Below are 26,090 nucleotides of genomic sequence, written 5' to 3'. Positions count from 1 at the left end.
CGCAGTTCTGGGAAACGCGCGCCGCCAGGTGTCGCTCGGAGGAGGATCATGGCTCGGATATTTGTGGTCGAAGACGATGCGTCGCTGCGCGAGGAGCTTATGCGTCTGCTCGAGCTGCAGGGGCATTTCGCCTCGACGAGCACGGACTTCAACCGGATTGCCGAGGCGGCGCTTGCCGACGATCCCGATTGCGTGATCTTGGACTTGAAGCTGCCGGGGCCCGGCGGGCATGCCGTATGCCGGGACATACGGCGGACCAGCCAGGTTCCCATCATCATGCTCACCTCGTCCGACAGCGAGTTCGACGAGGTCATGAGCATGAACCTGGGTGCCGACGACTACGTGACCAAGCCCTACAATCCCGCTGTGCTGCTCGCCCGCATCCAGTCGGTGCTGCGGCGCGTCCAGCGACAGGAGCCGCCTTCTCGCATCGAACACAAAGGCGTCGTGCTCGATGCCGGTCGCGGGCGGGTTTCGTACGAGGGCGAATCCACCGAGCTCACGCGAAACGAACTGAAGATCTTGCACCTTCTCATGTCGAATCGCGACGTCATCATCTCGCGTCAGGATCTCATGATGGAGCTGTGGCAATCCGATGCGTTCATCGACGACAACACCCTGACCGTCAACATCAACCGCCTGAGGAAAAGCCTCTCGTCTATCGGAGTGCCCGACGATTTCCTGGTTACGCGGCGGGGTCAGGGCTACCTGGTATGACGCCGGGTTCCTACTGCAAAGACCGGGCGGTGTTCATCGTCGCCGGCGTTGCGTGCGCCCTGGGCATGGCCAGCATGATTGCGCTGCTGGGTCAGGGCTTCGATGCGGCGGTTCTGTCCGCGACGTTCGTGGGAGCGTGCTGGGCGAGCGCTTTGGCGTTGGATTACGCTCGCCGTCGACGTTTTTGCCGGGAGCTCGACACCTTGTCCGAAGAACTCGACCAGGCGTACTACGCTTCGGCGCTTCTGGAAGAGCCCTCGTTTCTGGAAGGCCGGCTTGCCTACCGAGCGCTCGAGCGGGTGGGCAAAGCTGCAGCTGACGACGTGGCGCGTCACAAACAGGAAGCCGAAGCCTACCGCGAGTACGTCGAGCTGTGGATTCACGAGGTCAAAACCCCTATCGCTGCCGCCGCGCTTATGGCGTCGGGGCTTCGCGGAAGCGAGGGATCGAGGATCAAGGGGGAGATCGACCGCATTGAATCCTATGTCGAGCAGGCTCTGTACTACGCTCGCTCCACGTCGCTCGAGCGAGATTACGCCATACGGGAAACCGTGCTCGCCGCGGTGGTGCGCGAGGCATGCAAGAAGAACGCCCGCTACTTGATCGAGCGGGGGACCTTGCCGGTTATCGAAGTGGACGAGGATGCGCGGGTGTTCGCGGACGGCAAGTGGCTCGGCTTCATCATCGGGCAGGTGCTTTCGAACTCGGCGAAGTACGGGGCGACCTCGGTTCGGTTCTCGCTGCGCGAGGCCGACCTGGGAACGAAGGACGCGTGCTCGATGCTCGAGATCGCCGACGACGGGCGCGGCATTCCGGCTGCCGACGTGCCGCGCGTGTTCGAGCGCGGATTCACCGGATCGAACGGTCGGGAGCAGGGAAGCTCGACCGGCATGGGCTTGTACCTGGTTTCTCAAATGTGCCGCAAAATGGGCTTGGGCGTGGCGATCGCTTCCGAAGAGGGGGTTGGCACGCGCGTGCTGATACGGTTCCCGCACGACCGCCGCCGTTTGGACGCGGGCCGGTAAGCGTCGATCGCCTGCGGTTTCTCCGTGCGCCTTCCAACCTTTCAAATCTGTAAGGGCGGTGTAAGTTCGCCCGATGGCTCTTCGTTTCCGCGCGGCGTACTATCGTTGCAGTCCGAAAAACGCAAAGGAGCAATCATGACTGAAGTGTACGCGACGCCGCAGGATGCCGCCGCAGACGGCTGCGGTAAAGTCGCGCCCGTGGGAGGCGCGCACCCTATTCTGTCCGTTCGTCAGATCCAGAAGGTGTACGGTAGCCGCGATTCCGTGACGCATGCCATCAACGACATCAGCTTCGACGTCGTGCCGGGCGAGTTTCTGGGGATCATGGGCCCTTCGGGTTCCGGTAAGACGACGCTATTGAACTGCGTCGCCACCATCGACACGGTGACGAGCGGACATATCCTGGTGGACGGGCGCGATATCACCACGCTGCGTTCCCGTGCTCTCGCGAAGTTTCGCCGCGACGATCTGGGGTTCGTGTTCCAGGATTCCAACCTGCTCGACACCCTCACCGGGTTCGAGAACATCGCGCTGGCGCTCACCGTCAAGGGCGATCCGGCTTCTACGGTGAAGCCTAAGGTGGAGGCCGTGGCTCGCACGCTCGGCGTGTCGGAAGTGCTGGGCAAGTACCCCTACCAAATGTCGGGAGGTCAAAAGCAGCGCGTCGCTGCGGCGCGCGCCATCGTGGCCGATCCTAAGATCGTTTTGGCCGACGAGCCCACGGGCGCCTTGGATTCGCGCAGCGCCCAGGCCATGCTCGACACGCTGACCATGATGAACCGCGACCTGGGCGCCACCATCATGATGGTCACGCACGACTCGTTCGCGGCCTCGTTCGCCGATCGCATCCTGTTCGTCAAGGACGGCGCGGTATTCAACGAGATCCGACGCGGCGACACGTCGCGGTCGGCCTTCTTCGCGCGCATCATGGAAGTGGTCACGTTCCTGGGCGGTGACGTGCGCGATGCTGGCTAAACTCGCTGTTCGCAACGTTCGCCGCTCGGTGCGCGACTACGCCATCTACTTCGTGACGCTCGTGTTCGGGGTGGCGGTGTTCTACGCGTTCAACTCCGTGCAGAGCCAGTCGATCCTGTTCGATTTGGAGGGCGCGTCAACTGAGAGCATCTTCAACCTGACGGGCCAGTTCTTGAGCATGTTCTCGGTTCTGATCGCGTTCGTTCTGGGCTTTCTGGTGATCTATTCGAACCGGTTTCTCATCAAGCGCCGCAAGCAGGAGTTCGGCACCTACCTTCTTCTGGGCATGCGGCCCGGGCAGGTGTCGGCCATCGTGCTCATGGAGACGGTGGCGGTGGGCGCGGTGTCGCTCGTCGTGGGCCTCGTGCTGGGCGTGGCGCTGTCGCAGGGGCTGTCGTTTTTCACGGCGGGACTCTTCAGTATTTCCATGCAGCAGTACCGGTTCGTGTTCTCTCCGGAGGCGTTCGTGCAGACGCTTGCGTGCTTCACGCTCATATTCGTGGTGGTTGCGGCGTTCAACACGCTGTCCATCAGCCGTTACAAGCTGATCGACCTGTTGTCGGCGAAAAGCCGCAACGAGGGCTTCCGCGTGCGCAGCCCGTGGGTGAGCCTGGTCGGGTTCGCCGCGTCCGTGGCGCTGCTGGCTGCGGCGTACAAGACGCTCATCGACTTTGGGATGATGGATCTCGGCCGCGAGTTTTTCTTGGCGACCGCGCTCATGCTGGCGGGAACGCTCCTGTTCTTCTGGTCGTCGGCCGGGTTCGCGCTCATCGTGGTCGAGCGCACGCGCGGCGTGTACTTCAAGGGGCTGGCCATGTTCACCATGCGCCAGATCGCCAGCAAGGTTAACACGGCGTTCCTGTCGCTTTCGGTGATATGCGTCATGCTGTTCTTCTCGTTGACCGTGTTCTCTACGGGAACGGGCTTGGTGAGCGTGTTCACGGGGGATCTCGAACGAAGCACGCAGTTCGACGCCACGCTCACGGCCAACGTGTACTTGGGCCATAGCGATTTGGCGCAGGATCGCCTTGAAAGGATGCGCGAGGAGGATCCCGCGGAGGCCGAGGCCTACCTTCAGCGGGAAAAGGAGCGCGCTCAACAGCTGCGCGAAGAGGGCGAATCCTGGAACTGGGACATCGCTGCGCGCATTTCCGCTGATGCTCCTTCGTGGAGCGACTTCGTGAAGGAATCGGTTCAGGCCGACCTGTACCAGCCGATCGAGGGAACCACCACGTACGGCGAGTTCATGGACCGCTACCAGGTGGGCACGGGCAATTCCCTGTACGACAGCGGCATGCGTTCTCAATCGCTGGTGGTCGTGGGCGAGTCGCAGTTCAACGCCGTGCGCACGCTGACCGGCCAAGACCCGGTGAGCGTGGGAGAGGACGGCTACGCGGTAAGCAATGCCGTGACCGCGATCAAGGAGCTGGCGCGCGCGATGGCGGAAGAGGGACGCCAGGTGAACGTGGCGGACCGTACGCTCACGGCGACGGGCGCGTACGTGGAGCAGGTGCTGGCCACGTCTTCGTTCGTCAACGATGCGGGCATCGTGGTCGTGCCCGACTCCGTGATCGCCGAGGTGCGCGCGTCCGAAGTGATGCCTTACGTGAGCTATCTGGACGTGAACTACTCCGTGGATGCGGCGCAGGGCGACAAGATGCTCAAGGAAGCTTTGGCTCAGGCGCTTCCGCCTGACGAGCAGCAGGCGAGCGCCGGTTGGTCGTACGGGTCGCAGCCTTGGCCCGTGACCATGACCATGACCAAGGCCGAAGTGATCGAGCAGGCGGGCGGCATGAACGTGCTCATCACGTACCTGGCGCTCTACATCGGGTTCACCTTCCTGATCACCACGGCGGCCATGCTGGCCATCCAGCAGCTGTCGGAGACGAGCGATTCCCTGCCGCGGTACAAGGTGCTCGCGCAAATCGGCTGCGATCGCCGCATGATCTTGGGGTCGCTGCGCACGCAGGTGCTCGTGTACTTCTTGGCACCGTTGGGGCTTGCCGTATGCCATGCGGTGTGCGCCGTCAGCGTGATCGGTTCGAGCGTGTTCGACCTGCTGGGCGTGTCCGTGAGCGGCCCCATCCTGATGACGGGCGCGCTGACCGTGCTCGTGTACGGAAGCTATCTGGCGGTGACGTACTTCACGTGCCGGGGCATCATCAGAAGCTCGCTCGGATCGAAGCTTTTGGGATAGGCTGTCTGCGCGATCGAACGTGCGGGCATCCGTTCGGGCGTCCCGCAATGAGTCGGCGGCCCCCTTGTCTCGGCGAGACGAGGGGGCCGCTTATTTTCCGAGCAGGTGCCGAATGGCGGCTACGGGATGCTTTTTCAGCATGCGGGGGCCGGCGTAGCGCATCACGGCGCGAATCTGCTCGCGCATCTCGGGCTTGTAGCACTGGTTTCCGCATTCCTCGCACGAGGTTTTCACGTCCATCTTGCGGCAGCGCTCGGTGCGCAGCACGGCGTACTCGTCGAGGTGGGCGCATGCGGGGCATACGGCCTCGCCGCAGTGAGCTTGCTCGGTGCGTTCGGCGCTTTTGTGGTTTTCCGCGCAGTAGAGGGCGACCATCTGCGAAATGGTTCGCTTTTCGCGCTCGCGCCGTTTGGCTGTTTTCGGGGCGTCTTCCATAGGCGGCACTGTACCACAGCTTGCGCGTCGCGATTCCCCATCGAACGAAATGTGCGTAAACCTTGAACAAGAACACACGAACAAATGTTTTTGCGCTATCTCTGGGCCGTGTGCGCTACAATGAACGATTGCATGGAAATGATAGTTTTCAGGTATCCATATTTGCTCTCTTGAACCGGGAGCGGGGATGCCGATTGAACGATAGAGGAAGAAAGAGCGGAAGCGCACATGGGACAGAACGCCATCGTTATCAAAGGTGCCCGCGAGCACAACCTGAAAAACGTCGACCTCGCCATTCCCCGTGACGAGCTGGTCGTCATCACGGGCCTGTCGGGCAGCGGCAAGTCGAGCCTCGCGTTCGATACGATGTACGCCGAGGGCCAGCGCCGCTACGTCGAGAGCCTTTCGAGCTACGCGCGCATGTTTCTCGGCCAGATGTCCAAACCCGATTTGGACAGCATCGACGGCCTGTCGCCGGCGGTGTCCATCGACCAGAAGACCACGAGCAAGAACCCGCGTTCCACGGTGGGCACCACCACCGAGATCTACGACTACCTGCGCCTGCTGTTCGCGCGGGTGGGCGTACCGCACTGCCCCGAGTGCGGGCGCGTCATCAAGAAGCAGACCACCGACCAGGTGACCGACGAGATCCTGGCGCTCGCGCCCGATGCGAAGGCCATTGTCATGGCACCGGTGGTGGCCGGTCGCAAAGGCGAGTTCACGAAGCTGTTCGCCGATTTGCAGAAGGAGGGCTTCAGCCGCGTTCGCATCGACGGCGAGATCGTGAAGCTTGACGGCGAGCCGCGCACGCTCAACAAGAAGATCAAACACTTCATCGACGTGGTGGTGGACCGCGTGCAGTTGAAGGAGAGCGCGACGAGCCGCATCGCCGAAGCGGTGGAGCTGGCGACGAAGCTGGCGGAGGGGCGCGTGCTCGTGCAGGTGCTGGGCGAGGACGGAAAGCCGCTCGGCGAGGGCGGCGGCAAGTCGAGCGGCGCCACGGGCGGCTTGGGCGAGGGGGAGCATATCTTCTCCTTGGCGCTCGCGTGTCCCGAGCATGGCCATTCCATGGACGAGCTGCAGCCGCGCGATTTCAGCTTCAACGCCCCTTACGGCGCCTGCCCGGATTGCCTGGGCATCGGAAGCCGCGAGGAAGTGGACGCGTCGCTCGTGGTTCCCGATCCGTCGCTCACCTTGGCCGAGGGCGTGATCGCCCCGTTCAAGACCGGCAACTACTATCCCCAGGTGCTGCGCGCGGTGGCCGAGCACATGGGCACGGACGAGAACACTCCGTGGGAGGACATGCCCAAGAAGGCGCAGGACGCCATCTTGCACGGGCTGGACGGTCAGAAGGTGCGCGTCGACTACGTGACGGTGGACGGGCGCGAAACCTACTGGTACATCGAGTGGGAGGGCGCGCTGGCCGCCGTGCAACGCCGCTACCAGGAGGCCCAAAGCGATTCCCAGCGCGAGAAGCTGGCCACCTACTTCGCCGTGGTGCCGTGCCAGACGTGCGGCGGCAAGCGCCTGAAGCCGGAGATCCTGGCCGTGACCGTGGGCGGAAAGTCGATCCACGACGTAACGGAAATGAGCGCGGCGGATTCCCTGCGGTACTTCGAGGGGCTTTCCTTCGACGGCCAGGACGGCCATATCGCCGGACCCATCGTGAAGGAGATCAAGGCTCGCTTGAAGTTCTTGGTCGACGTGGGCTTGGACTACCTGACGCTCGAGCGCGCCACGGCCACGCTGTCGGGCGGCGAGGCGCAGCGCATCCGCTTGGCCACGCAGATCGGGGCGGGCCTTATGGGCGTGCTCTACATTCTGGACGAGCCGTCCATCGGCTTGCACCAACGGGACAACGAGCGCCTTATCGCCACGCTCGAGCACCTTCGCGACCTGGGCAACACCGTCATCGTGGTCGAGCATGACGAAGACACCATCCGAAGCGCCGACTTCGTGGTGGACATGGGCCCGGGCGCGGGCGAGCACGGTGGGGAAGTGGTGGCCGCCGGCACCCCGGAGGAGGTCATGCGCACGGAAGGGTCGCTTACCGCCGACTACCTGTCGGGCCGTCGCGCCATCGAGGTGCCCGAGACGCGCCGCAAGCCGCGCAGGGGGTCGCTCAAGCTGACGGGCGCGACCGAGAACAACCTGAAGAACGTCACCCTCGAAATTCCCTTCGGCACGCTGACCGTGGTGACGGGCGTGTCGGGTTCGGGTAAAAGCTCGCTGGTCACCGACACGCTGGCCCCGGCGCTGGCGAACCGCGTGAACCGAGCGCATCGCCGCACGGGAGCGTACCGCAAAATCACGGGCCTGGACAAGATCGACAAGGTCATCAACATCGACCAGAGCCCCATCGGGCGGACCCCGCGCTCGAACGCGGCCACGTACATCGGCTTGTGGGACGATATTCGCGCGCTGTTCTCCTCGACGCAGGAGTCGAAGGCGCGCGGCTACGGGCCCGGACGGTTCAGCTTCAACGTAAACGGCGGCCGCTGCGAGGCGTGCAAGGGAGACGGCCAGATCAAGATCGAGATGCACTTTCTGCCGGACATCTACGTGCCGTGCGAAGTGTGCGGAGGCGCGCGCTACAATCGCGAGACCTTGCAGGTCACGTACCGTGGCAAGAACATCGCCGACGTGCTTGACATGACGGTGGAGGACGCCTTGGCGTTCTTCGAGAACATCCCCGGCATCAAGCGTAAGCTGCAAACGTTGTTCGACGTGGGGCTGGGCTACATCCGCCTGGGACAGCCCGCCACCACGCTATCGGGCGGCGAGGCTCAACGCGTCAAGCTGGCCAGCGAGCTGCAGCGCCGCCAGACCGGCAAGACGTTCTACATCCTGGACGAGCCCACCACGGGCCTGCACTTCGAGGACGTGCGCCAGCTGCTCATCGTGCTGCAGCGCTTGGTGGACGCGGGCAACACCGTACTGGTCATCGAGCACAACTTGGACGTCATCAAGTGCGCGGACCGCATCGTGGACCTGGGTCCCGAAGGCGGCGACCGCGGCGGCACGATCGTGGCGCAGGGCACGCCGGAGGAAGTGGCCCAGGTCGAGGGCAGCCATACCGGTTCGTTCGTGAAGCGCATGCTGGGCTAGCGGGCGGATTTCGCGCCATTTATGCGGCGCAATGCATATATTGCGAGAATTTACCGATTCTTGTCTTTACCAAGGCCGTCGCGCGTGAGACTATACGCGGCGGCCTTGGCGCTTGACGGCGCCGGGGAAGCATTCGGAATCGATCAAGAGTCGGAGGAGACGTGGCGGAAGCGGTAGCGGCGACGGGTGGAAGGCGCCATGTGGCGCGCGGTGTGGCGTGCGCGTTGGCGGGCGGCATCTGCTGGGGCTTTTCGGGTACCTGCGCGCAGTTGCTCATGGAGTACGGCGCGCCGGCAACATGGATCACCTGCGTGCGCATGCTGATAGCCGCCGCATTCTTCCTGACCATAACCGCTATGCGCAACTGGCGCGATCTTGTTGCGGTGTTTCGCGACTGGCGCTCGCTTGTCGAGATAGCCGCCTTCGCGGTGTTCGGCGTCGTGCTCACGCAGATCAGCTACCTGTACGCCATCGAGTACACGAGCGCGGGGGTGGGCACCACGCTCGAGCAGGTGGGACTCGTCTTCATCATGCTGTACGTGTGCCTGCGCAAGCGCCGCTTCCCGAAGCTGCGCGAAGCGGGCGGCCTGCTGCTTGCCCTTGGCGGCATGCTGGTCATCGCGACCCAGGGCGACTTCGGCGGCCTGGCCATTCCGGTGGAAGGCCTGGCCTGGGGCCTTCTGTCTGCCGTCGCGCTGTCCTTCTACACGCTCATGCCCGTGCGCGTCCTGAAGAAATGGGGCGCCATGCTGGTGACGGGCCTGGCCATGCTGTTCGGCGGCTCGGCGGCCTCTGCGGTGTTCCAGCCCTGGACGGTGCCGGTCCAGCTTTCGGGCGGCGCGCTGGCGGCGCTTGTGGCCATCGTGCTGGTGGGCACGCTGGGCGCGTACATGCTGTACCTGCAGGGCGTGGCGGATGCCGGCCCGGTGAAGGCGAGCCTGCTCTGCTGCGTGGAACCGGTGTCGGCTACGTTGCTGGCGCTCTTTTGGCTGCATACCCCCGTTTCGGCGTGGGACATGCTGGGCTGCGCCATGATCGTGGTCATGATCTTCCTGGTGACCGAGCGCGAGCCGAAAGCGGCGCCCGGCGATGCGGCAGGCGCGCCGGCTGCGGATTTCGACGATCCGCCGCTGTTCGCCGGCCGGGCATCGGTTCTGGGCTACTACTCCTCGCGCCCTGCCGCGCGCGAGGACTTCGATCGCGTTGCAGCGCTGTTGGACGTGGGGCATGAGACGTTCGCCGAACTGGGGATCGACGAGGGGCGCAGCAAGAAGTACCCCTCGGCGCGCCGTCTCATGCACAGCATAAAGAACGGCACCACGCACGTGATCGAGGACGGCAACGGCCGCGTCATCGCGGTGTTCGCGGTGTCGTTCTCGCCCGACAAGAACTACGACAACGAGCTTGACGGCGCGTGGCTCACCGACACGAAGGCCAGCCCGCAGCCCTACGCCGAGCTGCACTGGGTCTCGGTCGACCGGCATGCGCGGAGGCGCGGCGTGGGCATGTTCATTTTGGACAAGGCGGATCAGATCGCGCGCGCGGGAGGCCGTTCGAGCGTGCGCGCCGACGTGTACCCGCAGAACCTTCCCATGCAGAAGCTCTTGGAGAAGCACGGCTACGAGCGATGCGGCGCCATGGTGATACGCGACGTGTTCGGGCGGGAGAAGCATCGCGTGGCCTACGAGAGGGTTCTACGCTCGCAGTTCTAAAACGGCCGTTTGACGGGGAGTTTTCGCTCAACTGCAAAAAAGTTTTCAAAGTATGCGGAAAGTCCTTTACCGGAGCTGTTCCCGCGTGCGAGAATGTGCTGACGAACATGCAGGCGCCACCCCGATCGAACGCGACTAAACGATGGACAGTCAGCCGGAGAGCACGCATCCCGACCTTATGCCCCGAAGCGCTTCGCTCGGCGCGGCGAAATGCGCGAGGGGAGGTCGGAATGGGCCAGACAGCTGATGCGACGAGCGCGAACGACGGGGGTTCTTCGAGCGAACGATCGCGCGGGCGTATTTTTCGAGGTGTCGTATGTGCTGCGCTGGGCGGCATCTGCTGGGGCTTCTCCGGCACGTGCGCTCAGTTCCTCACGGGAGACGCCGCCGTTCCCGTTTCATGGATCACGTGCGTGCGCCTGTTGTCCGCTGCGTTCATCTTTTTGGTGGTGTGCATGGTTCGCGAGCCGCGCAATCTGTTCGCGGCTTTGCGCGATGCGCGCTCGATCGGGCGCATCGCTGCGTTCGCGCTGCTTGGCGTGCTGCTTACCCAGGTAAGCTATCTGACGGCCATATCCTACACGAACGCCGGCACCGGTACGGTTCTGGAGCGGCTCGGCCTTATCCTCATCATGCTCTACGTGTGTCTGCGCACGCGGCGGCTGCCCAGGATAAGCGAGGCCGTCGGTCTGGTGCTGGCCATCGCGGGCACGGTGGTCATCGCCACGAAGGGCGACCTCGGGTCGTTGGCCATCCCTGCGGAAGGCCTGTTCTGGGGCTTTATCTCTGCGTTCGCGCTGGCGTTCTACACGCTTCTTCCCGGCAAGGTGCTCGAGAAATGGGGAAGCTTCATCGTAACGGGTTTGGCCATGCTCATCGGCGGCGTGGTGGCGACGGTGTTCGTGCAGCCTTGGACCATTCCCGTGACCGTGAGCCCGATGATGATCGGCGTCATGACCGCCATGGTGATCGTGGGCACGTTCGCCGCGTACCTGTTCTACCTGCAGGGCATCACGGACGCGGGTCCCGTGCGCGCCGGGTTGGTGGGGTGCGTGGAGCCGGTGTCGGCTACGGTCATCTCCGCGGTATGGCTGGGCACGCCGGTGGGCATGTTCGACATCGTGGGCTGCATCATGATCATCGCCATGGTGTTTCTGGTCACCGATCGCGGCAGCGGCAACGGCAAGGGGGCGGCTGCCTACGACGGTGCCTCCGAAGATCTTCCGCTGTTCCAAGGCCGTGCGTCCGAGCTGGGATACTACGCCGCGCGCCGGGCGACGCGCGACGATTTCAGGCGCGTGCAGCTGCTGCAGGAGGAGACCCATCGCGCCATCGCGCGCCTTGGAGTTGACGAAGGGCTGAAAAAGTACCCGTCGTCGCGGCGCATCATGCGCTCGATCGACGCCGGCAAGACGTACGTGGTGGTGACGGCGGGCGAGGCGAGCGACGGCGATTCGGAGAAGCCCGCCGAGCGCGTGCTGGGCATGTTCGCGGTAAACCCGGCGGGAGATCCCGCGTACGGGCGCGCGACGGGCGCGCGATGGCTCACCGATTCGCCCGAGCCGCCTGATGGCGAGCCTGATTACGCCGCGTTGCACTGGGTGTGCGTTCAGGAGAAGGCGCGCCGGTGCGGCGTGGGCGCCTATATCCTGGGCACGGCGGAGCGCATTGCGCGCGATGCCGGACGGCGCAGCGTGCGCGCCGACGTGTACCCGGAGAACCAACCCATGCGCGCGCTGCTTGAGAAGTGCGGCTACGTGTTCTGCGGCGATATCGAGATACGCGATAGGCTGGGCCGCGTGAAACGCAGGGTGGTCTACGAAAAGTGCTGGTAGCAGGTTAGCGCGCGCCTTGGTCGGACGTATCGGCAAAGGCGCGCGCCAACGTTGGAACCTGTCGAGATTCTGTCTGGTTTGCGCATCCGCCGCCGGCCTGCGCGCGCAAGGGTATAATAACCGGCATTATGTCTCCTCAATCACGTGAAAAAATAGCGCTGGCGGTGTTCGCCGCCTTGATCGTGCTCAGTTTGGGCGGCTTGGGATGGTACCTGGTCGCCGGGCATTCGTGGAACGTTGCGGCTTCCAACATCGACGACACGTTCGGCAACATGGACGGCTACACGGCCATCGTGTACGCGGGCACGGTCCCGCCCGAGGACCCCGATGCTGACGATGCGCTTGTCCCGGACGCGGGCGTCGGGTCGGCTTCTCCCCAAGAGTCCGAAGCGTCCAAGAGCCCCGAGGGCGAGCAATCGGCGGCTTCGGCAGCTGCTTCGGCTTCCGAGGCCGATGCCGCGCGCGCGAAGCCCGAGGCGCTTGACGAAGCGGCTCGCAAGAACAGCGCGCTTGAAACGGCGTCGTCGGCGGCCAGTTCTACGGCATCGAAAGCGAAGAAGCCGTTGACGGTCGAGGAAGCCCGTGCAAGCTACGAGGGCAAGGGCGCTACGGTGTTCGAGCTGGATACGGAATCTCCCGAGCGCTACGCCGAGGGCACCATCCTCAAGAAAGGCGCGCACCGGTTCGGTGTGTTCAGCGTGGACCGCCCGCTGTCGAAGCGCGCCCTCGAGAAGCAGGTGGCGTATTTCGTCGAGCACAAGGTCGACTTCATTGTGGCGGTGACTAACGACAAGGCGCATCTCGAGGGAGTATCCGGGGTGGACATCGTGGTGTCGACGCAGGACGAGGGGCTGTTCGTCATGGGCGAAACGCTTTCCGGAACCTTCTACGTCGACGCGCCGGAAATCGGCAAGGTCGGCGCCATCCTCATATCGCCGAGCAACGTGGTTTCCGCCAAGGTCATCGAGGACCTGTAATAACTCGTTCTTGCTGTATGCAATGCGCGGACGAGTCCTCGTTCGTCTCCCGGAAGGGTCGCTGCTACCGCTCCCGTTTTCCTGCGCGCCGTCTGCCACCGGAAACACGCCGTTGGCCTTCGCACCTTGTCAGAGGGCATTTTTGATGGAATGCCGTTCACCGAGTAAAAACAGCCCGGTTACGCATGTACGCGCATAAAGCCCCCCGTTTCATCAGAAACTGATGAGGTGGCTTTCGGCCGAAATGGTACGATCGCGACAGCGAGGCAGCGGAGGGCTGCTGCCCGCGGCCCTGCATGCGAACCGGGCACCATGCGAACAAGACGACGTCTCCCATGCCCTCGGCGCCGTTTCGCTCGTTGGTTCCCGAAGCGTGCATTCACTGGACGAGAAGGAAGGAGAACGAGGACATGAACCTGTCACGCAGGGGCTTTTTCAAAGCCGCTGGCGCAGCGGCAGCTGCGACCATGGCGTTTGAGCTGTCCTCTCAGTCGGAGGCGTTCGCGGTAGAGCCGTCTTCAGACTGGAAGCTCGTGAACACCGAGGAGTACACGAACATCTGCTGTTACTGCTCGGGTGGGTGCGGGGTTATCTGCTCGACGCGCGACGGCGAGCTGATCAACCTCGAAGGCGACCCCGATCATCCCATCAACCAGGGCGGCTTGTGCCCGAAGGGCGCGACGATGTTCCAGTTGCGCAACGTGGTTGATCCTCAGACGCGCGAGGTCATCAAGAACCCGAACCGTAAGACGAAGCCGCTGGTGCGCCGCCCCGGTTCTTCCGCATGGGAAGACATCACCTGGGACGACGCTATTGCGGAGATCGCGCGCTGGGTCAAGCAGACGCGCGACGCCACGTTCGAGGAGACGTCCAACGGCGTCACGGTCAACCGCACGCCCGGCATCGCAAGCCTGGGCGGCAGCCAGCAGAACTCCGAGGAAGAGTACCTCATCTTGAAGATGATGCGCTCGTTAGGGGTGATAGCCATCGACAACCAGGCTCGTGTTTGACACAGCCCCACGGTTGCCGGTCTGGCAGCTTCATTCGGTCGCGGCTCGATGACGGGCCATTGGTGCGACTACCAGAACGCCGACGTCATCATGACGATCGGCTCCAACAACGTCGAGAACCACCCTGTTTCCGCGAAATGGGTGCAGAAGGCGCTCGACCGGGGCGCGACATGGATCGTCGTCGACCCCCGCTACACCCGCTCGGCCGAGATGGCGGACATCTACTGCCCCATCCGCTCGGGCACCGACATCGCCTTCTACGGCGGCTTGTACAACTACATCATCGAAAACGACCTGTGGCAGCACGAGTACGTGTTGAACTACACGAACGCCTCGTACCTGCTCGATTCCGAATACTCGTTCGACGTGAACACGGGCATCTTCTCGGGCTTCGACGACAAGACGGCCACGTACAACAACCATAGCTGGCACTATCAAGTGGAGTCCGAAACGCAGTGGGACACCTCGGCTGCGGGCGACTACGCGTGGGTGAACAAGCCCATCACGCCGGCGTTCACGCCCCTGACGCTGGAAACGCCCAAGAAAGACGAGACCCTCCAGGATCCGATGTGCGTGTTCCAGCAGTTCAAGAAGCATTATTCCCGCTATGACCTGGATACGGTGTCCAGTATCTGCGGCATGGACAAGGACCTGCTCGAGAAGGTGTACGCCACGTACGCCGCAACGGGCGCGCCCGACAAGTCCGGCACCATCCTGTACGCGCTCGGCCAGACGCAGCATCACTACGGCGCTCAGAACTGCCGCGCCATGTCCATCCTGCAGCTTCTGCTGGGCAACGCGGGCATGCCGGGCGGCGGCGTGAACGCCATGCGCGGCGAGCCGAACGTGCAGGGCGCAACCGACATGGGCATGATGGTGCACGAGCACCCGGCCTACCTCAAGTGGCCGACCGAGTACGGCACGCCCACGCTGCGCGATTGGTGCGAGAAGGAAACCTACGCCGACGGCTACTACACCAACAAGCCGAAGTTCCTGGTGTCCTCGCTCAAGGAATGGTGGGGCGACGCGGCCACGGTCGAGAACGACTACGGCTACGATTGGTGGCCGAAGGTTCCCAAGAGCCCGGACTACACTATCATGAGCTCGTTCGAGCTGATGAACAAGGGCGTTATCAAGGGCTACTTCAACTGGGGCATGAACCCGTGCCACTCCGCTCCGAACGCCGGAAACGTGCGCCGCTCCATGGCGAAGCTCGACTGGCTGGTCGTGGCCGACTGGGTTATCACGGAATCCGCCACCTTCTGGGAAGCTCCCGACATGGACGCCTCCCAGATCGACACGACGGTGTACTTCCTTCCCGCCGCGTTGATCTACGAGAAGCCCGGCATCATCCTGAACTCGGGCCGTTGGCTGCAGTACCGCTACGCGGCCGTGGATCCGTGGGAGGAAGCGAAGCCCGACTACGAGATCTGCGACCTTCTGTGGACGAGCATCGTGGACCTGTACAAGAAGGAGGGCGGTGCGAACCCGGCCCCCGTTCTCAACGCGAAGTGGGACTACTACGTGGACGGCAAGATCGATCCGCGTCCCGTGGCATGGGCCCTCAACGGCTACAAGATCGCCTCGTCCGACTTCGGCAAGGCCGACGTGGACCTGCTGGGCACCTACGGCGACCTGCAGGCGGACGGCACCACGGCGTGCGCCATGTGGATCTACACTGGTTTCTGGGCTAACAAGAAGGCTCCGCTCGATCCGGCCGAACAGCCTATCGGACGCCGCAACACCGAGGACAAGTCGGGTATCGGCCTGAACTCCGAGTGGGCGTACTGCTGGCCGTCGAACCGCCGCATCCTGTACAACCGCGCGTCCGCCGACTTGGCGGGCAAGCCCTGGAACCCCCAGAAGAAGCTGGTCGAGTGGACCGGCGAGAAGTGGGACCAGGTGGACGTGGCCGACTTCGTAACGGTGAAGAACGGCACTCCCGTTCCGCCGAACAACAAGGCATTCTTCATGCTGTGGGAGCAAAACGCCCGTCTGATCAGCTACGGCATGAACGACGGTCCGGTTCCCGAGCATTACGAGCCCTTCGAGAGTCCGGCCGACAACCAGATGAACGGCTCGCAGAACTCGCCGTGCATCCGCTTCGCCGAGTACGAGTCGGTGAAGAAGGGCGATCGCAGCCAGTATCCCATCGCCGTGACCACCTACTCGGTCACCGAGCATTGGCAGACCGGCGGCCAGACCCGCTGCTGCCCGGCTTTGCTGGAGGCGTCTCCCGAGCAGTTCATCGAGATGTCCGAAGAGCTGGCGGCCGAAAAGGGCATCGCTAACGGCGACCTGGTGCGCGTGTTCAACAACCGCGGCTCGGTCAAGGTGCATGCGCTGGTGACGCCGCGCTTCAAGCCGTTCACCGTGAACGGCCAGACGGTTCACCAGGTGGGCATGACCCATCACTTCGGTTGGGCGGGCGAGTTCGGCACGGGCGACGTGGTGAACGACCTGCCGCCGAACGTGGGCGATCCCAACACGTTCGTACCCGAGTACAAGGCGTTCCTCGTGGACGTTGAGAAGGCGTAAGGGAGGGGATGAGAAATGACTGAGAAAGCAATCCTGTTCGACTCCTCCCGGTGCTCGGCGTGCCGCGGGTGCCAGGTGGCGTGCAAGATGTGGAACAACCTGCCCTCCACGCTGGAAAAGAACGGCAACCCTTGGACGGGTTCGTACCAAAGCCCGATGAACTTGAACGGCGACACGCGTCTCTTGATCAGCTTCCATGAAGAGGCCGGCGGGGACAAGGGGGTCATGTGGTCGTTCGGACGTCGTTCGTGCCAGCATTGCACGGACGCTCCGTGCGCGACCATCTGCCCGGGCGGCGCGCTTGCCAAGGACGAGGAGACGGGCTTCGTGTCCGTTGACGAGTCCAAGTGCATCGGGTGCCAGTACTGCAAGTCGGCATGTCCTTTCGACGTGCCGCGCTACCACGGTCCCAACGGCAAGATCAACAAGTGCACGGGCTGCCTCGACCGCGTCGAGCAGGGCATGCAGCCGGCATGCGTAACCACGTGCCAGCCCGAAGCCCTCAAGTTCGGCGACCGCGAGGAGATGCTGGCCATCGCCCGCGAGCGCGTGGCGTACCTGCAGGGCAAGGGCTTTGCGGATGCTTGCGTCTACGGCGAGGACGAAATCGGGGGCCTGCATGTGGTCCAGGTTCTCAAGTACGGCGTCAAGGCTCATGGCCAGGTTGAGAACCCGCAGGTCAGCCCCATGGTTGGTCTGACCCAGATCATGAAGCCGGTCACGGGTGCCGTTACGGGCCTGACGGTTGCGGGCTTGGCCGCCATGTTCGTCTTGGGCATCGGCTACAAGCGCGACAAGCTGGCGTACAACGCCGAGACGGAGGACACGTTGTCCGTCGACAGCGGAAACGTGCTCAAGCACGGCGACGGCCAGGACGAGGAGACGGTGATGGAGCACATCACCGAGAACCTTCCGGGCAAGAAGGGAGGCAACTGATGAGTAAGGGACCCGTTGCGGTTTCCGCTGAGGAAGCCGCCAAGAACAAGGCCTTCTTGGACCAGCTGGCGGCAAGCGGCAAGCAGCGCTACATCAAGCGCCATTCGCTGCAGGCTCGTCTGACGCACGGCATCACGATCATCGCGTGCATCCTGCTGTGCATCTCCGGTTTGTTCGTGTTCGTTCCGGCCCTGGCGGCCGCGGTGGGCGCGGACACGGTGTTCGCTATTCGCATGTCGCACCGCGTGCTGGGCGTCGTTTTCGTGGCGGTGCCGCTCATCAGCGCCATCATGGCTCCGAAGGGCGTGAAGCACGTCTTCAAGAACCTGTTCGATCGGTGGGATTCCGACGACAAGAAGTGGATGATGCTGTTCTTCCCGTACCTGTTCATGGCGAAATGGATTCACATGCCTGACCAGCGCGAGCTGAAGTCCGGCCAGCGCTTCGCCGACGGCATGCTGTGGTTCGCCGGCGCGCTCATGGGCGTGACGGGCCTTATCCTGCTGTTGGGCACGACGGTGTTCGACTTCGGCGCTGGCGTGTACGGCGTGACGCTGTTCCTGCACGACGTGGGCTTTTTGCTCATCGCCGTGTTCGGCTTGGCGCACATCTTCTTGGGCGCGGGCATCTTCCAGCCGTACCGCGGCACGGCCAAGCTGATGTTCGGCGACGGCATGGTGTCCGAGTCCGACGCCCTGTACCACTGGGGCCACTGGGCGCGCGAGGAGATCGCAAGCGGCAAGAACGTCGTGGAGAAGTAGAAGTAGTTGCAAGTAGAGGCTTTCGCTGCCGGGCGGGTTCGCGCCCGCCCGGTGCGGCGCAGGTCTTCCACAGGGGCGCTCTCGAGCGCTTGCCGTTTGGCAAGCCCGGGGTTTCGCGCAGAGCGTCCCGATGGATAACCTGATGCTCGATACATGACGAGAACATACGACGAGAGGGAACCAGGAATGAACCTGAAGCGCATCGACGCGGCCATAGCCGCGTACAAGACGAAATCTGAAGACGCGGACGCGGCCCGCTTGGCGTTCTTCCGCGAGGTGTGGGGCGTGCAGGACAGCGTGGCAGCCGGGGCCGCTGCGTTGTCGTACGAGGTGCCCGCCGCCGAGGACCTGCTTGCTTGGTATGCCGCATCGGAGCCGGTGCTCGCCCATGCGCCGGTGTCGATCGACCCGGGAACGCTTGCCGACGCGATCGAGCGCACGGCGGCGTGCCTGCTGGACAGCGGCGGCTTTCCTGCTACGGTGCAGGAGGCGTTCGCGCGCACGAAATGGGATCGAATGGTCGCAGCGAGCGACATGGCGCGCGCGGGGAGCGATCCTGCCGCGTACGTCGAGTCGTTCGGGGAGCTTCTGCGCGATGACGGCATGGACGAAGATCCCGCTCGCGTTGGGGCGCTGGCTGCATCCTTGGCGTTGCGCGCGCTGATCGACGGGCCGGCGGCCCAGGTCGGTTCCGCGTTGCGCAAGGCGGGCGCGGCCGAACCGCATCCGATGCGCTGTCCGGTGTGCGGCGGCGCCGCTACGGTGGCGCGCGTGGGAGACGTTCAGGCAGTGCAGGGCCGCGGCAAAGAGCTGTGGTGCGGCCAGTGCGGCACCGCGTGGGATTTCGAGCGGGTTCGCTGCGCGCGCTGCGGCACGCAGAACCAGGCGCACCTGCACTACTTCAACGTGGAGGGCGACGACGCGCACCGTATAGCCACCTGCGACGAATGCGGCGGCTACGTGCGCACCGTGTACCAGGAAGACATGCTGGCGCCGTTCTCCTTCGAGGTGGAGGACGTGGTGATGGCGCGCCTGGACCTGATCGCCTATCAGCAGGCCAACGCCCAGGCTGCCGGGAACCGCTGATCGCTTCGGCGCGTTCGCAGCCGTGCACGCGCAAAGCGCACCCGGCTGCGCGCCGGATGCAGGGAGAACGAACGAAAGGAGGCCGCTTGTGGCCATCGTGGAATACGCCGCGCCCGTCCCGCGGGAGACGGCCGAGCGACCTATTCGCATCTACTTGAACGACGCCCCGGTGGCGGTCAGCCAGGGAAGCCCCTACGGGCTGCACGAGCTTGCCGTGGGCTACCTGTTGTCGGAGGGATTGCTGAACGATCGCGACCGCCTGGTCGAGGTCACGGCGGATCCTGAGAAGGCGGAGGTGTACGTGGCTTCCGGCGAGCGCGCGGCCGACGGCTACGTGCCGCTGCATCGCGTGACGTCGTCGGGCTGCGCGCAGTCCGCGCTCATGCGCGGCGGGGCGTGCGTGCCGGATGCGGCGCGGCTGTCGACGACCGCGTGCTTCGATGCCGATGCGCTTCTGTCCTGCATGGACGAGCTGTGCGAAAGAAGCCCGCGGCGCAACACGGGCGAGTGCGTGCACGGATGTGGCTTGGGCGCGCCGGGGGCGGACCGCTTGCTGCTGGTGCGCGAGGACATAGGGCGCCATAACGCTATGGACAAGCTGATAGGGCAGGCGTGGCTCGATCGTGTGGACGTGCGCGACAAGGCCCTGTTCATCACCGGGCGCATCAGCGCGGAGATGGCGCTGAAGGCGTATCGCGGCGGGTGCCCCGTGCTGGTGTCACGCAAGTCGGCTACCGACGAAGCGGTTCGACGTGCGGCCTCTTTGGGAGTCACGCTCGTTTCGCATTGCCGCGACGGTCGACTGAGGGTGCTGTCCTGCCCCGAGCGCATCACGGGGTAAGGTTTTCCAAACGATGAAACGAAGGGCCGCTTCAGTGAGCGGCCCTTCGTCGTGATGCATGCGTTAGCGCAGATCGCTTACGTGTTGGTAGGAATCGCCGTACAGCGCGTAGCGGTAGGAGGCAACGTGCTCTTCTCCGTTCGCGGGGTCGAGGGCCAGGAAGTTGTCCAACGTCAGGTTGTCGGGGTCCTGCACGTTTTGGTATCCCATCAGGCAGATCCAGTGTTCGCCGTAGGGTCCGGATACGTGGATGACGGTGGGCCTGCCCGCGGCGATCTCGTCGTAGGCTTCTCGTAATAGGGCCGCGTCAGATCCGAGCGAGCGGAACGAGGAGTTCCCTCCGCCCCATCCGGGCCACGTGCAGCATCCGCATCCGTACGCCTCGTGGCCGTTCGCCTGCCCGGTAAGGATCGCGTCGCCGTAAGCGCACGCGTAGGCGGGACAGCAGATGGCGTGGCCGCCGTTGAGCTGGTTGCCGATGGCGGCGATGAGCGCGGGGTCGTAGTCGAGCCGCTTGTTTGACCGCTCGGCGGCGGCTCGCGCGGCCTCTTCGGTCACCCTTTGCTCGGCAAGCGCCTGCACTTGATCCAGATCGTGGGTCGGATCTTCGTGCGCGAACGGCAAAAGGTCGACAAAAGCCGTTTGGCTCAACGGGAGGGGTTCGGCGGTCTGTGCAAACGGGGACCGCGATTCGGCTGCGAAAGCGGCCGGTGCGCATGCGGCGCCGAGCGCCACGACAAGCGCGGTTCCGACCGCGCAGGAGAAACGAGTAGAGCGCGATGCCATGCAAGCATCCTTTCCTCGGCCGCGTAGGGTTCGTTGTGCTGGTGTGGTTGCGACCGCGAGGCAAAATGGTAACAAAACGGCAACGTCGCATGTCATACGTGTGCGAATGCGCGAGGAACCGTCACAAGCAGTCCTCGAATCCTTCACAGTAGCTTTGGCAGCTCCCCTGCGCAAAACGCCTTCGCGCCGGCGAGCGCAGCGCGTTTGCCGAGCGGAGCGTTCCTGTTGGGCGCGCTCTGGTTTCAGGTTGGGAGATCGGTCTGAAAACCGAAGGCGCTAAGGTTGCGGCGCGGGTGGGGAACGGCAAGGCGCAACTGAGTTCCAAGTTTTGAGAGCTGTACATCACGCAGCGTTCTGACCTGGTATGACGCATATCGTACCCCGTTTGCATGACAAAGAAAATCTGGGTATTGAGTACGAAATCACAGGTTTGCATGATAGCCGGCACGCCTTCGATGGGGCATAGTAAGCGCCATCGAAACCGGTGCGGCCCATCAAGGAGGTGCGCGCCGCCAGAACGCTGTAGGAGGCGCTTTACATGAAGATTCTTGGTATGGGTGTTCCCGAGCTCGTTATCATCCTGGCTGTCGTGCTGCTCATTTTCGGCCCGAAGAACCTCCCCAAACTGGGCGCGTCTCTGGGCAAGACCGTGAAGAACCTGCGCGAAGGCATGGGCGGCGGCAAGGACGACGCTTCCGACGCCGTGGAGCTGGCGGTCGAGGACGTCGTGGAAGACGACGAGCCTGCTGCCCAGCCCGTGAAGAAGACGGTGCGCGCGAAGAAGACCTCGCAGACCGCCTAGCAACCAACTTAGATCATTCCCTATTTTCCGGCGCGACCCCTCCCTCCCTCGCGCCCGCAACGCCCCGCCGCATTCGTGCCGCGGGGCGTTGCGTTTCCGGGGGCAGGAAGGTCGCGGGAGCTCGGGCGGTTCCCGCGACCTTCCTGCCCCCGTTCGTCTTCGACGGGGAACGGCTCGTCTTTCGCACTGCTCGGGAGAGCGCCTTAGCCTATGCGGGCTGTTCCGGCGGCGGTTTTAACTCACGGAGAACAGCCCCGAAAGATAGCTGTGGCTGCCGGGCATGCTCTCGATCGACCTGCTTCCGAGGGGCTCTATGGTTTCAGCATCGTATTGGTATATCGTCCAATCTCCAAGTATGTATATCGAGCCTTCGGTTACAACCATGTGCTGCGCTCCATGCTGGAAAGCATGCTCCTCGATAGCTCCCGTCGCCAGATCCACGATGCTGAGCGCGCTGTCGTCTTGCCCTTGGACGACGTTGTAATGGGCAACGTAAAGCTTGCCGTTCGCGAAAGCCACGCTCGAAGCGGCGCCCTTGCTCAATTGAATGGTGCTCGCCGTGTTGTCTTCGGTATCGAGCACGCCGATCTGCCTTCCCGTCAGGCCGGTGCCGCAATAGTAGATGCCTCCGTCATGCGCAACCGTCCGGTAGACGTCCGAGTCGTAGGCGCTGGAATCGATCGATTTCTCGAGGGTCAGGTTCTCGTCGTAGCGCAAGATCGTCGAAGAGCCGTCGTCAAGAGACGATGCGAAAGCGTACAAGCTGTCTTCGTGCCAAACGAGTTTCGATACGTAAACTCCTTCGACGGACACGCTCGATACGCTCCCGTCGTCGGTTCGGCAGCGATTGATGCGGGTTGCGTGGCTTGTTGCGTTGCAAGTGAATACGTATTTATCGCTCGCAGCCACGTCGTTCACGGTCGGCTGGTCGATGGCGTATGCCTTGGTGGAGAGGGAGCCTAGATCAACCTGGAGGACGGCGCTGCCGTCTTTGGCCTTGCTCCTTCCCAGGGACATAGTGAAAAGGCTGCCGTTGTAAACCAGGGGATCGCAAAAGGCGTTGCCCACTGCCGCATAGTTCAAAGGAAGCTCCGCTACCTCGTTCATTTCCTTATCGTACAGAACGACCCTGCTCGTCTTGGCCGTTTCGCGCGTTTCGATGATGCCGATAGAGGCGTTGGCGGAAGTGTCCCGTTCGCCGTTCGAAGCGCAGCCGTAAAAGCCGATTGCCGCAAAGGCCATCGTGCCGACGAGGAAGAGTATCGAAGCTCGTTTCATGGCGAATCCTTTGATCGCGAAAGGTGCAGGCGTCGCGTTTCCGCATGACGCTTGAAACGATTATAGGCTATCGAAAAAGCGCCTCGTCAAGACTGCGGCGGAATGACCCCCCCTACGGGTCCGAGCGTTTCGATGCTGGGCTGTTGTCGACATCGTTCGATCGGCTCGTTCTGCAGGGTATTCGCAGCACGTCTGCTTCAGCGGTTCGGGGAGGGATGCCCTTGCGCGCCAGGAGCCTCTTCTTTTTCGCCGCCTCGCGTGGTTGCGCACGAAAAACCTGCCAAAGATGGGAGTTTTTCGCGCGCGGCGGCCTATCGGGGCTTGCGGGCGGACGAAACTTTCGTGCCGTGCCGTGCCGTGCCGTGCCGTGCCGCATGGGGGGGGGTGCGGGCTCCCGGCACGTCTGCGCTTTTGAACTTCGGAGACTCGCGGGAGTTCGGACGGTTCCCGCGAGCGGTTCCCATCTCCTGCTATCATGGATGCGTACTGCGTATCGTATCGAATGGAATGGAGGGGTCAGTGCAGCTCGGCTTGCGACTCGACCGGATAACCGAGCCGTCCGCGGTGCGGGCCATCTTGGGGTTCGCCTGCAATCAGGGGTTCGTGTTCTCCCTGTTCTACCTGGGCGCCAACCGCGCCTTCGGGGAGGGGGAGTTCGCTTTCGAGCGCGCCGATTTGCTTCTGACCCTGGCGTTCATGGTGCTTTCGTTCGCGATGCTGCGCAACGCGTCTCCTCGCGCGCGCGATGCGCTGCTGTCCCGCACGCTGCTTTGGTGCTATGCGGGGCTGCTGGTGCTGGGGTCGGTCGTGTCGTCTTTGGCTGGGACGGGTGCATGGGGCATCGCCGTGGAAGGGCTGCTCGTGGGCGTTCCCGCCGGGTTCATGCTGGCTGCTTGGGGCCGTGCGTTCGGCGTTCGCCCGGTTGATCGCTGCGTGCCCGAGGTGTTCATTGCCGCGGCGGTCGCTGCGGGGTTGTGCTTGGCGTTCTCCCTTATCCCGGTCGAGCATGCGCTGCTCGCTCTCAAGCTGCTGCCGTTGGGAAGCGCGTTCGCGCTGCGCGGCTTGGAGCCTTTCGCGCGAGAAGAGGATGCTTCGTCGCGCAAAGGGCCGTCCGCCGGGCTGCAGAGCTTCAGGTTCGGCGATCTGGTCGCCACGCGCGAGCAGCATGACGAAACGGCGCGCCTGTCGAAGAAGATCATCGCGGGAACCGGGTTGTTCGGCCTGACCGCGGGTTTCATGGAAACGTTCGCGTCGGATCCGGGCATGGCTTCGACGCCGGCGTTCTCGGCCAGCTTGCTGCTGCTGGTCCTGTTCTGCGTGGCGGCGCTCCAGTTGATCTCGAGCGGGGCCTCGGCGGGTTCGGATGCCGCCGATCAGCAAGGTCCCCTCGACGGCGTGTACCGCCTTGCCGTGCTGGTGATGATGGCCGGCTTTCTGTTCGTGCCGGTTCTGGGGTCGTTCGGGGTTCCGGGCGAGTCCATCATGCTGGCAGGCTATCTGGGGCTTACGTACGTGCTGGTTTCCCTATTCCTGGTGATGGCGAAGCTGACCGGCCAGGATGCGGCGCTGTCCTTCGCGCGGGGCTTCGCCATGCTCTACTTGGGCGAGATGGCCGGAATCGCCTTGGGCAACGCCATCGAGCTGTTCGAGCCCGTCGAGCAGGCTCCGTACGCTATCGCCGCGTTCGCAGGGCTAGCGGCCCTGTACGCGTATTTGTTCCTGTTCACCGAGCGCGACTTCCGCGCGCTCTCGGTGATCGTGCGCGACGCCGATCGATTCGACGAGGCGTGCCGGGCCATATCCCAGGATCATGCGCTTTCGAAGCGCGAGTCCGAAATCCTGCCGCTTGCGCTGCGCGGCCGCACCGGCGAGCGCATAGCGGGCGAGCTGTTCATCTCGAAGAGCACGGTGGACACGCATTTGCGGCGCATTTACGCGAAGACGGGCACTCATGGGCGTCAGGAACTCATTGACCTGGGCGAGCGCACGGTGCGCCGCCTTGGCGGCAAGTAGCGCGCTTCAGGGCTTTCGCCCCGGCGTGCAAGGAGGACTGCATGGTTGACGAAGAATTGAAGAGCGCGCTGCTCCGCCGTTTGGGCGACGAAGCGGTGCGATTCGATGTGCCCATGGCGCAGCTCACGACGTTTCGCGTCGGGGGTCCGGCGGACTGCCTGGTGGAGCCTCGCGACGAAGAGGGCCTTGCCTTCGCGTTGCGGGCGTGCCGCGAGGCGGGCGTCGAGGTGCGCATCGTGGGCCTGGGCAGCGACCTGCTGGTAAGCGACGAGGGTCTGCGCTGCGTCGTGGTGCGCATCGCCGACAACCTGTCGGACGTGAGCGTTTCGGGCAACATCGTGCGCGCCTGCGCGGGCGCTTCGAACGCGAAGGTCGCGCGCGTAGCATGCGAGGCCGGGCTGGCCGGATACGAATTCGCCAGCGGAATTCCGGGTACCGTCGGGGGCGCCGCCATCATGAACGCTGGCGCTTACGGGGGAGAGTTTCGCGACGTGGCAAGGTCGTTGCGCTGCCTGACGCCGGATGGCCGCATCGTGGAGGTGAGCGCCGAGGAAGCGGACTGGTCGTATCGTCACAGCATGATGGACGACGAGCGCTGCGTGGTGCTGTCCGCGGTTTTGGAGCTTTCATTCGACGATCCCGCGGCCATTGCGGAGCGCATGGAGGATCTGGAGCGGCGTCGGGCCGAGAAGCAGCCGCTCGAGCTGCCCAGTGCGGGCAGCACCTTCAAGCGCCCGGAGGGCTACTTCGCAGGAAAGCTGGTGCAGGATGCCGGCTTGCGAGGATATCGCGTGGGCGGGGCGCAGGTTTCGACCAAGCATTGCGGCTTCGTGGTGAACGTGGACGGAGCGAGCGCCGCGGACGTGCGCCGCGTGATAGCCGACGTGCAGGATCGCGTTCAGGCGAGCGCGGGCGTTAGGCTGCAGCCCGAGGTGCGGATGTGGGGCTTTCGGGAGGAAGCGCGCTGACGAACGCTGCGAGCAGCGTGCTGGCGAAGCGCTTGCGCCTGCCCGTCTCTATATGATATAAAAGAAGTAACAAATAATCGAGAGCGACGA

General features: G+C 63.8%; 19 protein-coding genes. 16 read left to right on the top strand and 3 right to left on the bottom strand.

Annotated features, from left to right (window positions below; translation table 11 throughout):
- The first annotated feature begins 48 nt into the window (after nt 1–48).
- The 4 genes from LG373_RS05630 (at nt 49) to LG373_RS05615 (ending at nt 4,914) form a co-directional block, all read left to right on the top strand.
- Complete coding sequence (locus LG373_RS05630; protein WP_114565778.1) at nt 49–717, top strand: response regulator transcription factor; 669 nt, start codon at nt 49–51, stop codon at nt 715–717.
- Nucleotides 714–1,742, top strand: a complete 1,029-nt coding sequence (locus LG373_RS05625; RefSeq protein ID WP_225749256.1) for a sensor histidine kinase — start codon at nt 714–716, stop codon at nt 1,740–1,742. Before LG373_RS05630 ends, LG373_RS05625 begins: the two co-directional genes overlap by 4 nt.
- Before the next feature lie 135 nt (nt 1,743–1,877).
- Nucleotides 1,878–2,717: an ABC transporter ATP-binding protein gene (locus tag LG373_RS05620; protein WP_114565776.1), complete on the top strand. Its 840-nt coding sequence runs from the start codon at nt 1,878–1,880 to the stop codon at nt 2,715–2,717.
- Entirely contained in the window at nt 2,707–4,914 is a 2,208-nt protein-coding gene (locus tag LG373_RS05615; protein ID WP_225749255.1) for an ABC transporter permease, read from the top strand. The genes LG373_RS05620 and LG373_RS05615 overlap by 11 nt, the downstream gene beginning before the upstream one ends.
- Nucleotides 4,915–5,004: 90 nt before the next feature.
- Here LG373_RS05615 and LG373_RS05610 read toward each other — a convergent pair whose 3' ends face one another.
- Entirely contained in the window at nt 5,005–5,349 is a 345-nt protein-coding gene (locus tag LG373_RS05610; protein ID WP_114565774.1) for a nitrous oxide-stimulated promoter family protein, read from the bottom strand.
- A gap of 228 nt (nt 5,350–5,577) precedes the next feature.
- On the opposite strand from LG373_RS05610, the gene uvrA reads away from it, so the two are divergent.
- The 9 genes from uvrA (at nt 5,578) to LG373_RS05560 (ending at nt 20,153) form a co-directional block, all read left to right on the top strand.
- Complete coding sequence (gene uvrA, locus LG373_RS05605; protein WP_114565773.1) at nt 5,578–8,457, top strand: excinuclease ABC subunit UvrA; 2,880 nt, start codon at nt 5,578–5,580, stop codon at nt 8,455–8,457.
- A gap of 161 nt (nt 8,458–8,618) precedes the next feature.
- Nucleotides 8,619–10,169: a GNAT family N-acetyltransferase gene (locus LG373_RS05600; RefSeq protein ID WP_114565772.1), complete on the top strand. Its 1,551-nt coding sequence runs from the start codon at nt 8,619–8,621 to the stop codon at nt 10,167–10,169.
- 230 nt (nt 10,170–10,399) lie between these two features.
- Complete coding sequence (locus tag LG373_RS05595) at nt 10,400–12,004, top strand: GNAT family N-acetyltransferase (protein ID WP_225749254.1); 1,605 nt, start codon at nt 10,400–10,402, stop codon at nt 12,002–12,004.
- A gap of 128 nt (nt 12,005–12,132) precedes the next feature.
- Complete coding sequence (locus LG373_RS05590; protein ID WP_114565770.1) at nt 12,133–12,981, top strand: alcohol dehydrogenase; 849 nt, start codon at nt 12,133–12,135, stop codon at nt 12,979–12,981.
- Between the two features lie 410 nt (nt 12,982–13,391).
- On the top strand, nt 13,392–16,529 hold the full coding sequence (locus LG373_RS05580; RefSeq protein WP_255616275.1) for a molybdopterin-dependent oxidoreductase: 3,138 nt from the start codon (nt 13,392–13,394) through the stop codon (nt 16,527–16,529).
- A gap of 15 nt (nt 16,530–16,544) precedes the next feature.
- Nucleotides 16,545–17,465: a 4Fe-4S dicluster domain-containing protein gene (locus LG373_RS05575; protein ID WP_114565767.1), complete on the top strand. Its 921-nt coding sequence runs from the start codon at nt 16,545–16,547 to the stop codon at nt 17,463–17,465.
- Nucleotides 17,465–18,226 (top strand): cytochrome b/b6 domain-containing protein, encoded by a 762-nt coding sequence (locus tag LG373_RS05570; protein ID WP_114565766.1) that lies wholly within the window; start codon nt 17,465–17,467, stop codon nt 18,224–18,226. The genes LG373_RS05575 and LG373_RS05570 overlap by 1 nt, the downstream gene beginning before the upstream one ends.
- Nucleotides 18,227–18,412: 186 nt before the next feature.
- Nucleotides 18,413–19,312: a formate dehydrogenase accessory protein FdhE gene (locus tag LG373_RS05565; RefSeq protein WP_225749251.1), complete on the top strand. Its 900-nt coding sequence runs from the start codon at nt 18,413–18,415 to the stop codon at nt 19,310–19,312.
- Between the two features lie 88 nt (nt 19,313–19,400).
- Nucleotides 19,401–20,153, top strand: coding sequence for a formate dehydrogenase accessory sulfurtransferase FdhD (locus LG373_RS05560; RefSeq protein ID WP_225749250.1), 753 nt, complete (start codon nt 19,401–19,403; stop codon nt 20,151–20,153).
- Between the two features lie 63 nt (nt 20,154–20,216).
- Here the strand turns inward: LG373_RS05560 and LG373_RS05555 are convergent, their stop codons facing one another.
- Nucleotides 20,217–20,939, bottom strand: coding sequence for a hypothetical protein (locus LG373_RS05555; protein WP_225749249.1), 723 nt, complete (start codon nt 20,937–20,939; stop codon nt 20,217–20,219).
- A 538-nt stretch (nt 20,940–21,477) separates the two neighbouring features.
- Between LG373_RS05555 and tatA the strand changes: the two genes are divergently transcribed.
- A complete protein-coding gene (gene tatA / locus LG373_RS05550; RefSeq protein ID WP_114565762.1) occupies nt 21,478–21,741 on the top strand; it encodes a twin-arginine translocase TatA/TatE family subunit in 264 nt (87 codons plus the stop codon).
- Nucleotides 21,742–21,975: 234 nt separating this feature from the next.
- On the opposite strand, the gene LG373_RS05545 is transcribed toward tatA, so the two are convergent.
- Nucleotides 21,976–23,019 (bottom strand): hypothetical protein, encoded by a 1,044-nt coding sequence (locus LG373_RS05545; RefSeq protein WP_225749248.1) that lies wholly within the window; start codon nt 23,017–23,019, stop codon nt 21,976–21,978.
- Nucleotides 23,020–23,538: 519 nt separating this feature from the next.
- On the opposite strand from LG373_RS05545, the gene LG373_RS05540 reads away from it, so the two are divergent.
- Nucleotides 23,539–25,032 carry a helix-turn-helix transcriptional regulator gene (locus LG373_RS05540; protein ID WP_114565947.1) on the top strand — a complete coding sequence of 498 codons (1,494 nt, stop codon included), beginning with the start codon at nt 23,539–23,541 and terminating at the stop codon, nt 25,030–25,032.
- A 41-nt stretch (nt 25,033–25,073) separates the two neighbouring features.
- Nucleotides 25,074–26,000 carry a UDP-N-acetylmuramate dehydrogenase gene (gene murB, locus LG373_RS05535; RefSeq protein WP_225749247.1) on the top strand — a complete coding sequence of 309 codons (927 nt, stop codon included), beginning with the start codon at nt 25,074–25,076 and terminating at the stop codon, nt 25,998–26,000.
- The last annotated feature ends 90 nt before the right edge of the window (nt 26,001–26,090 follow it).

Origin of the sequence: Paraeggerthella sp. Marseille-Q4926 (assembly GCF_916618935.1) — a bacterium.
GTDB classification, from domain to species: Bacteria; Actinomycetota; Coriobacteriia; order Coriobacteriales; family Eggerthellaceae; genus Paraeggerthella; species Paraeggerthella hominis.
Note: the sequence above shows the minus strand (reverse complement) of the source record. Positions and strands in the feature narration are given on the sequence as shown.

Bases quoted from the DNA above. Each gene is read 5' to 3' on its own strand.
- LG373_RS05630 (WP_114565778.1), top strand. From the start codon at position 49: ATGGCTCGGATATTTGTGGTCGAAGACGATGCGTCGCTGCGCGAGGAG.
- LG373_RS05625 (WP_225749256.1), top strand. From the start codon at position 714: ATGACGCCGGGTTCCTACTGCAAAGACCGGGCGGTGTTCATCGTCGCC.
- LG373_RS05620 (WP_114565776.1), top strand. From the start codon at position 1,878: ATGACTGAAGTGTACGCGACGCCGCAGGATGCCGCCGCAGACGGCTGC.
- LG373_RS05615 (WP_225749255.1), top strand. From the start codon at position 2,707: ATGCTGGCTAAACTCGCTGTTCGCAACGTTCGCCGCTCGGTGCGCGAC.
- LG373_RS05610 (WP_114565774.1), bottom strand. From the start codon at position 5,349: ATGGAAGACGCCCCGAAAACAGCCAAACGGCGCGAGCGCGAAAAGCGA.
- uvrA (WP_114565773.1), top strand. From the start codon at position 5,578: ATGGGACAGAACGCCATCGTTATCAAAGGTGCCCGCGAGCACAACCTG.
- LG373_RS05595 (WP_225749254.1), top strand. From the start codon at position 10,400: ATGGGCCAGACAGCTGATGCGACGAGCGCGAACGACGGGGGTTCTTCG.
- LG373_RS05590 (WP_114565770.1), top strand. From the start codon at position 12,133: ATGTCTCCTCAATCACGTGAAAAAATAGCGCTGGCGGTGTTCGCCGCC.
- LG373_RS05575 (WP_114565767.1), top strand. From the start codon at position 16,545: ATGACTGAGAAAGCAATCCTGTTCGACTCCTCCCGGTGCTCGGCGTGC.
- LG373_RS05570 (WP_114565766.1), top strand. From the start codon at position 17,465: ATGAGTAAGGGACCCGTTGCGGTTTCCGCTGAGGAAGCCGCCAAGAAC.
- LG373_RS05565 (WP_225749251.1), top strand. From the start codon at position 18,413: ATGAACCTGAAGCGCATCGACGCGGCCATAGCCGCGTACAAGACGAAA.
- LG373_RS05555 (WP_225749249.1), bottom strand. From the start codon at position 20,939: ATGGCATCGCGCTCTACTCGTTTCTCCTGCGCGGTCGGAACCGCGCTT.
- tatA (WP_114565762.1), top strand. From the start codon at position 21,478: ATGAAGATTCTTGGTATGGGTGTTCCCGAGCTCGTTATCATCCTGGCT.
- LG373_RS05545 (WP_225749248.1), bottom strand. From the start codon at position 23,019: ATGAAACGAGCTTCGATACTCTTCCTCGTCGGCACGATGGCCTTTGCG.
- murB (WP_225749247.1), top strand. From the start codon at position 25,074: ATGGTTGACGAAGAATTGAAGAGCGCGCTGCTCCGCCGTTTGGGCGAC.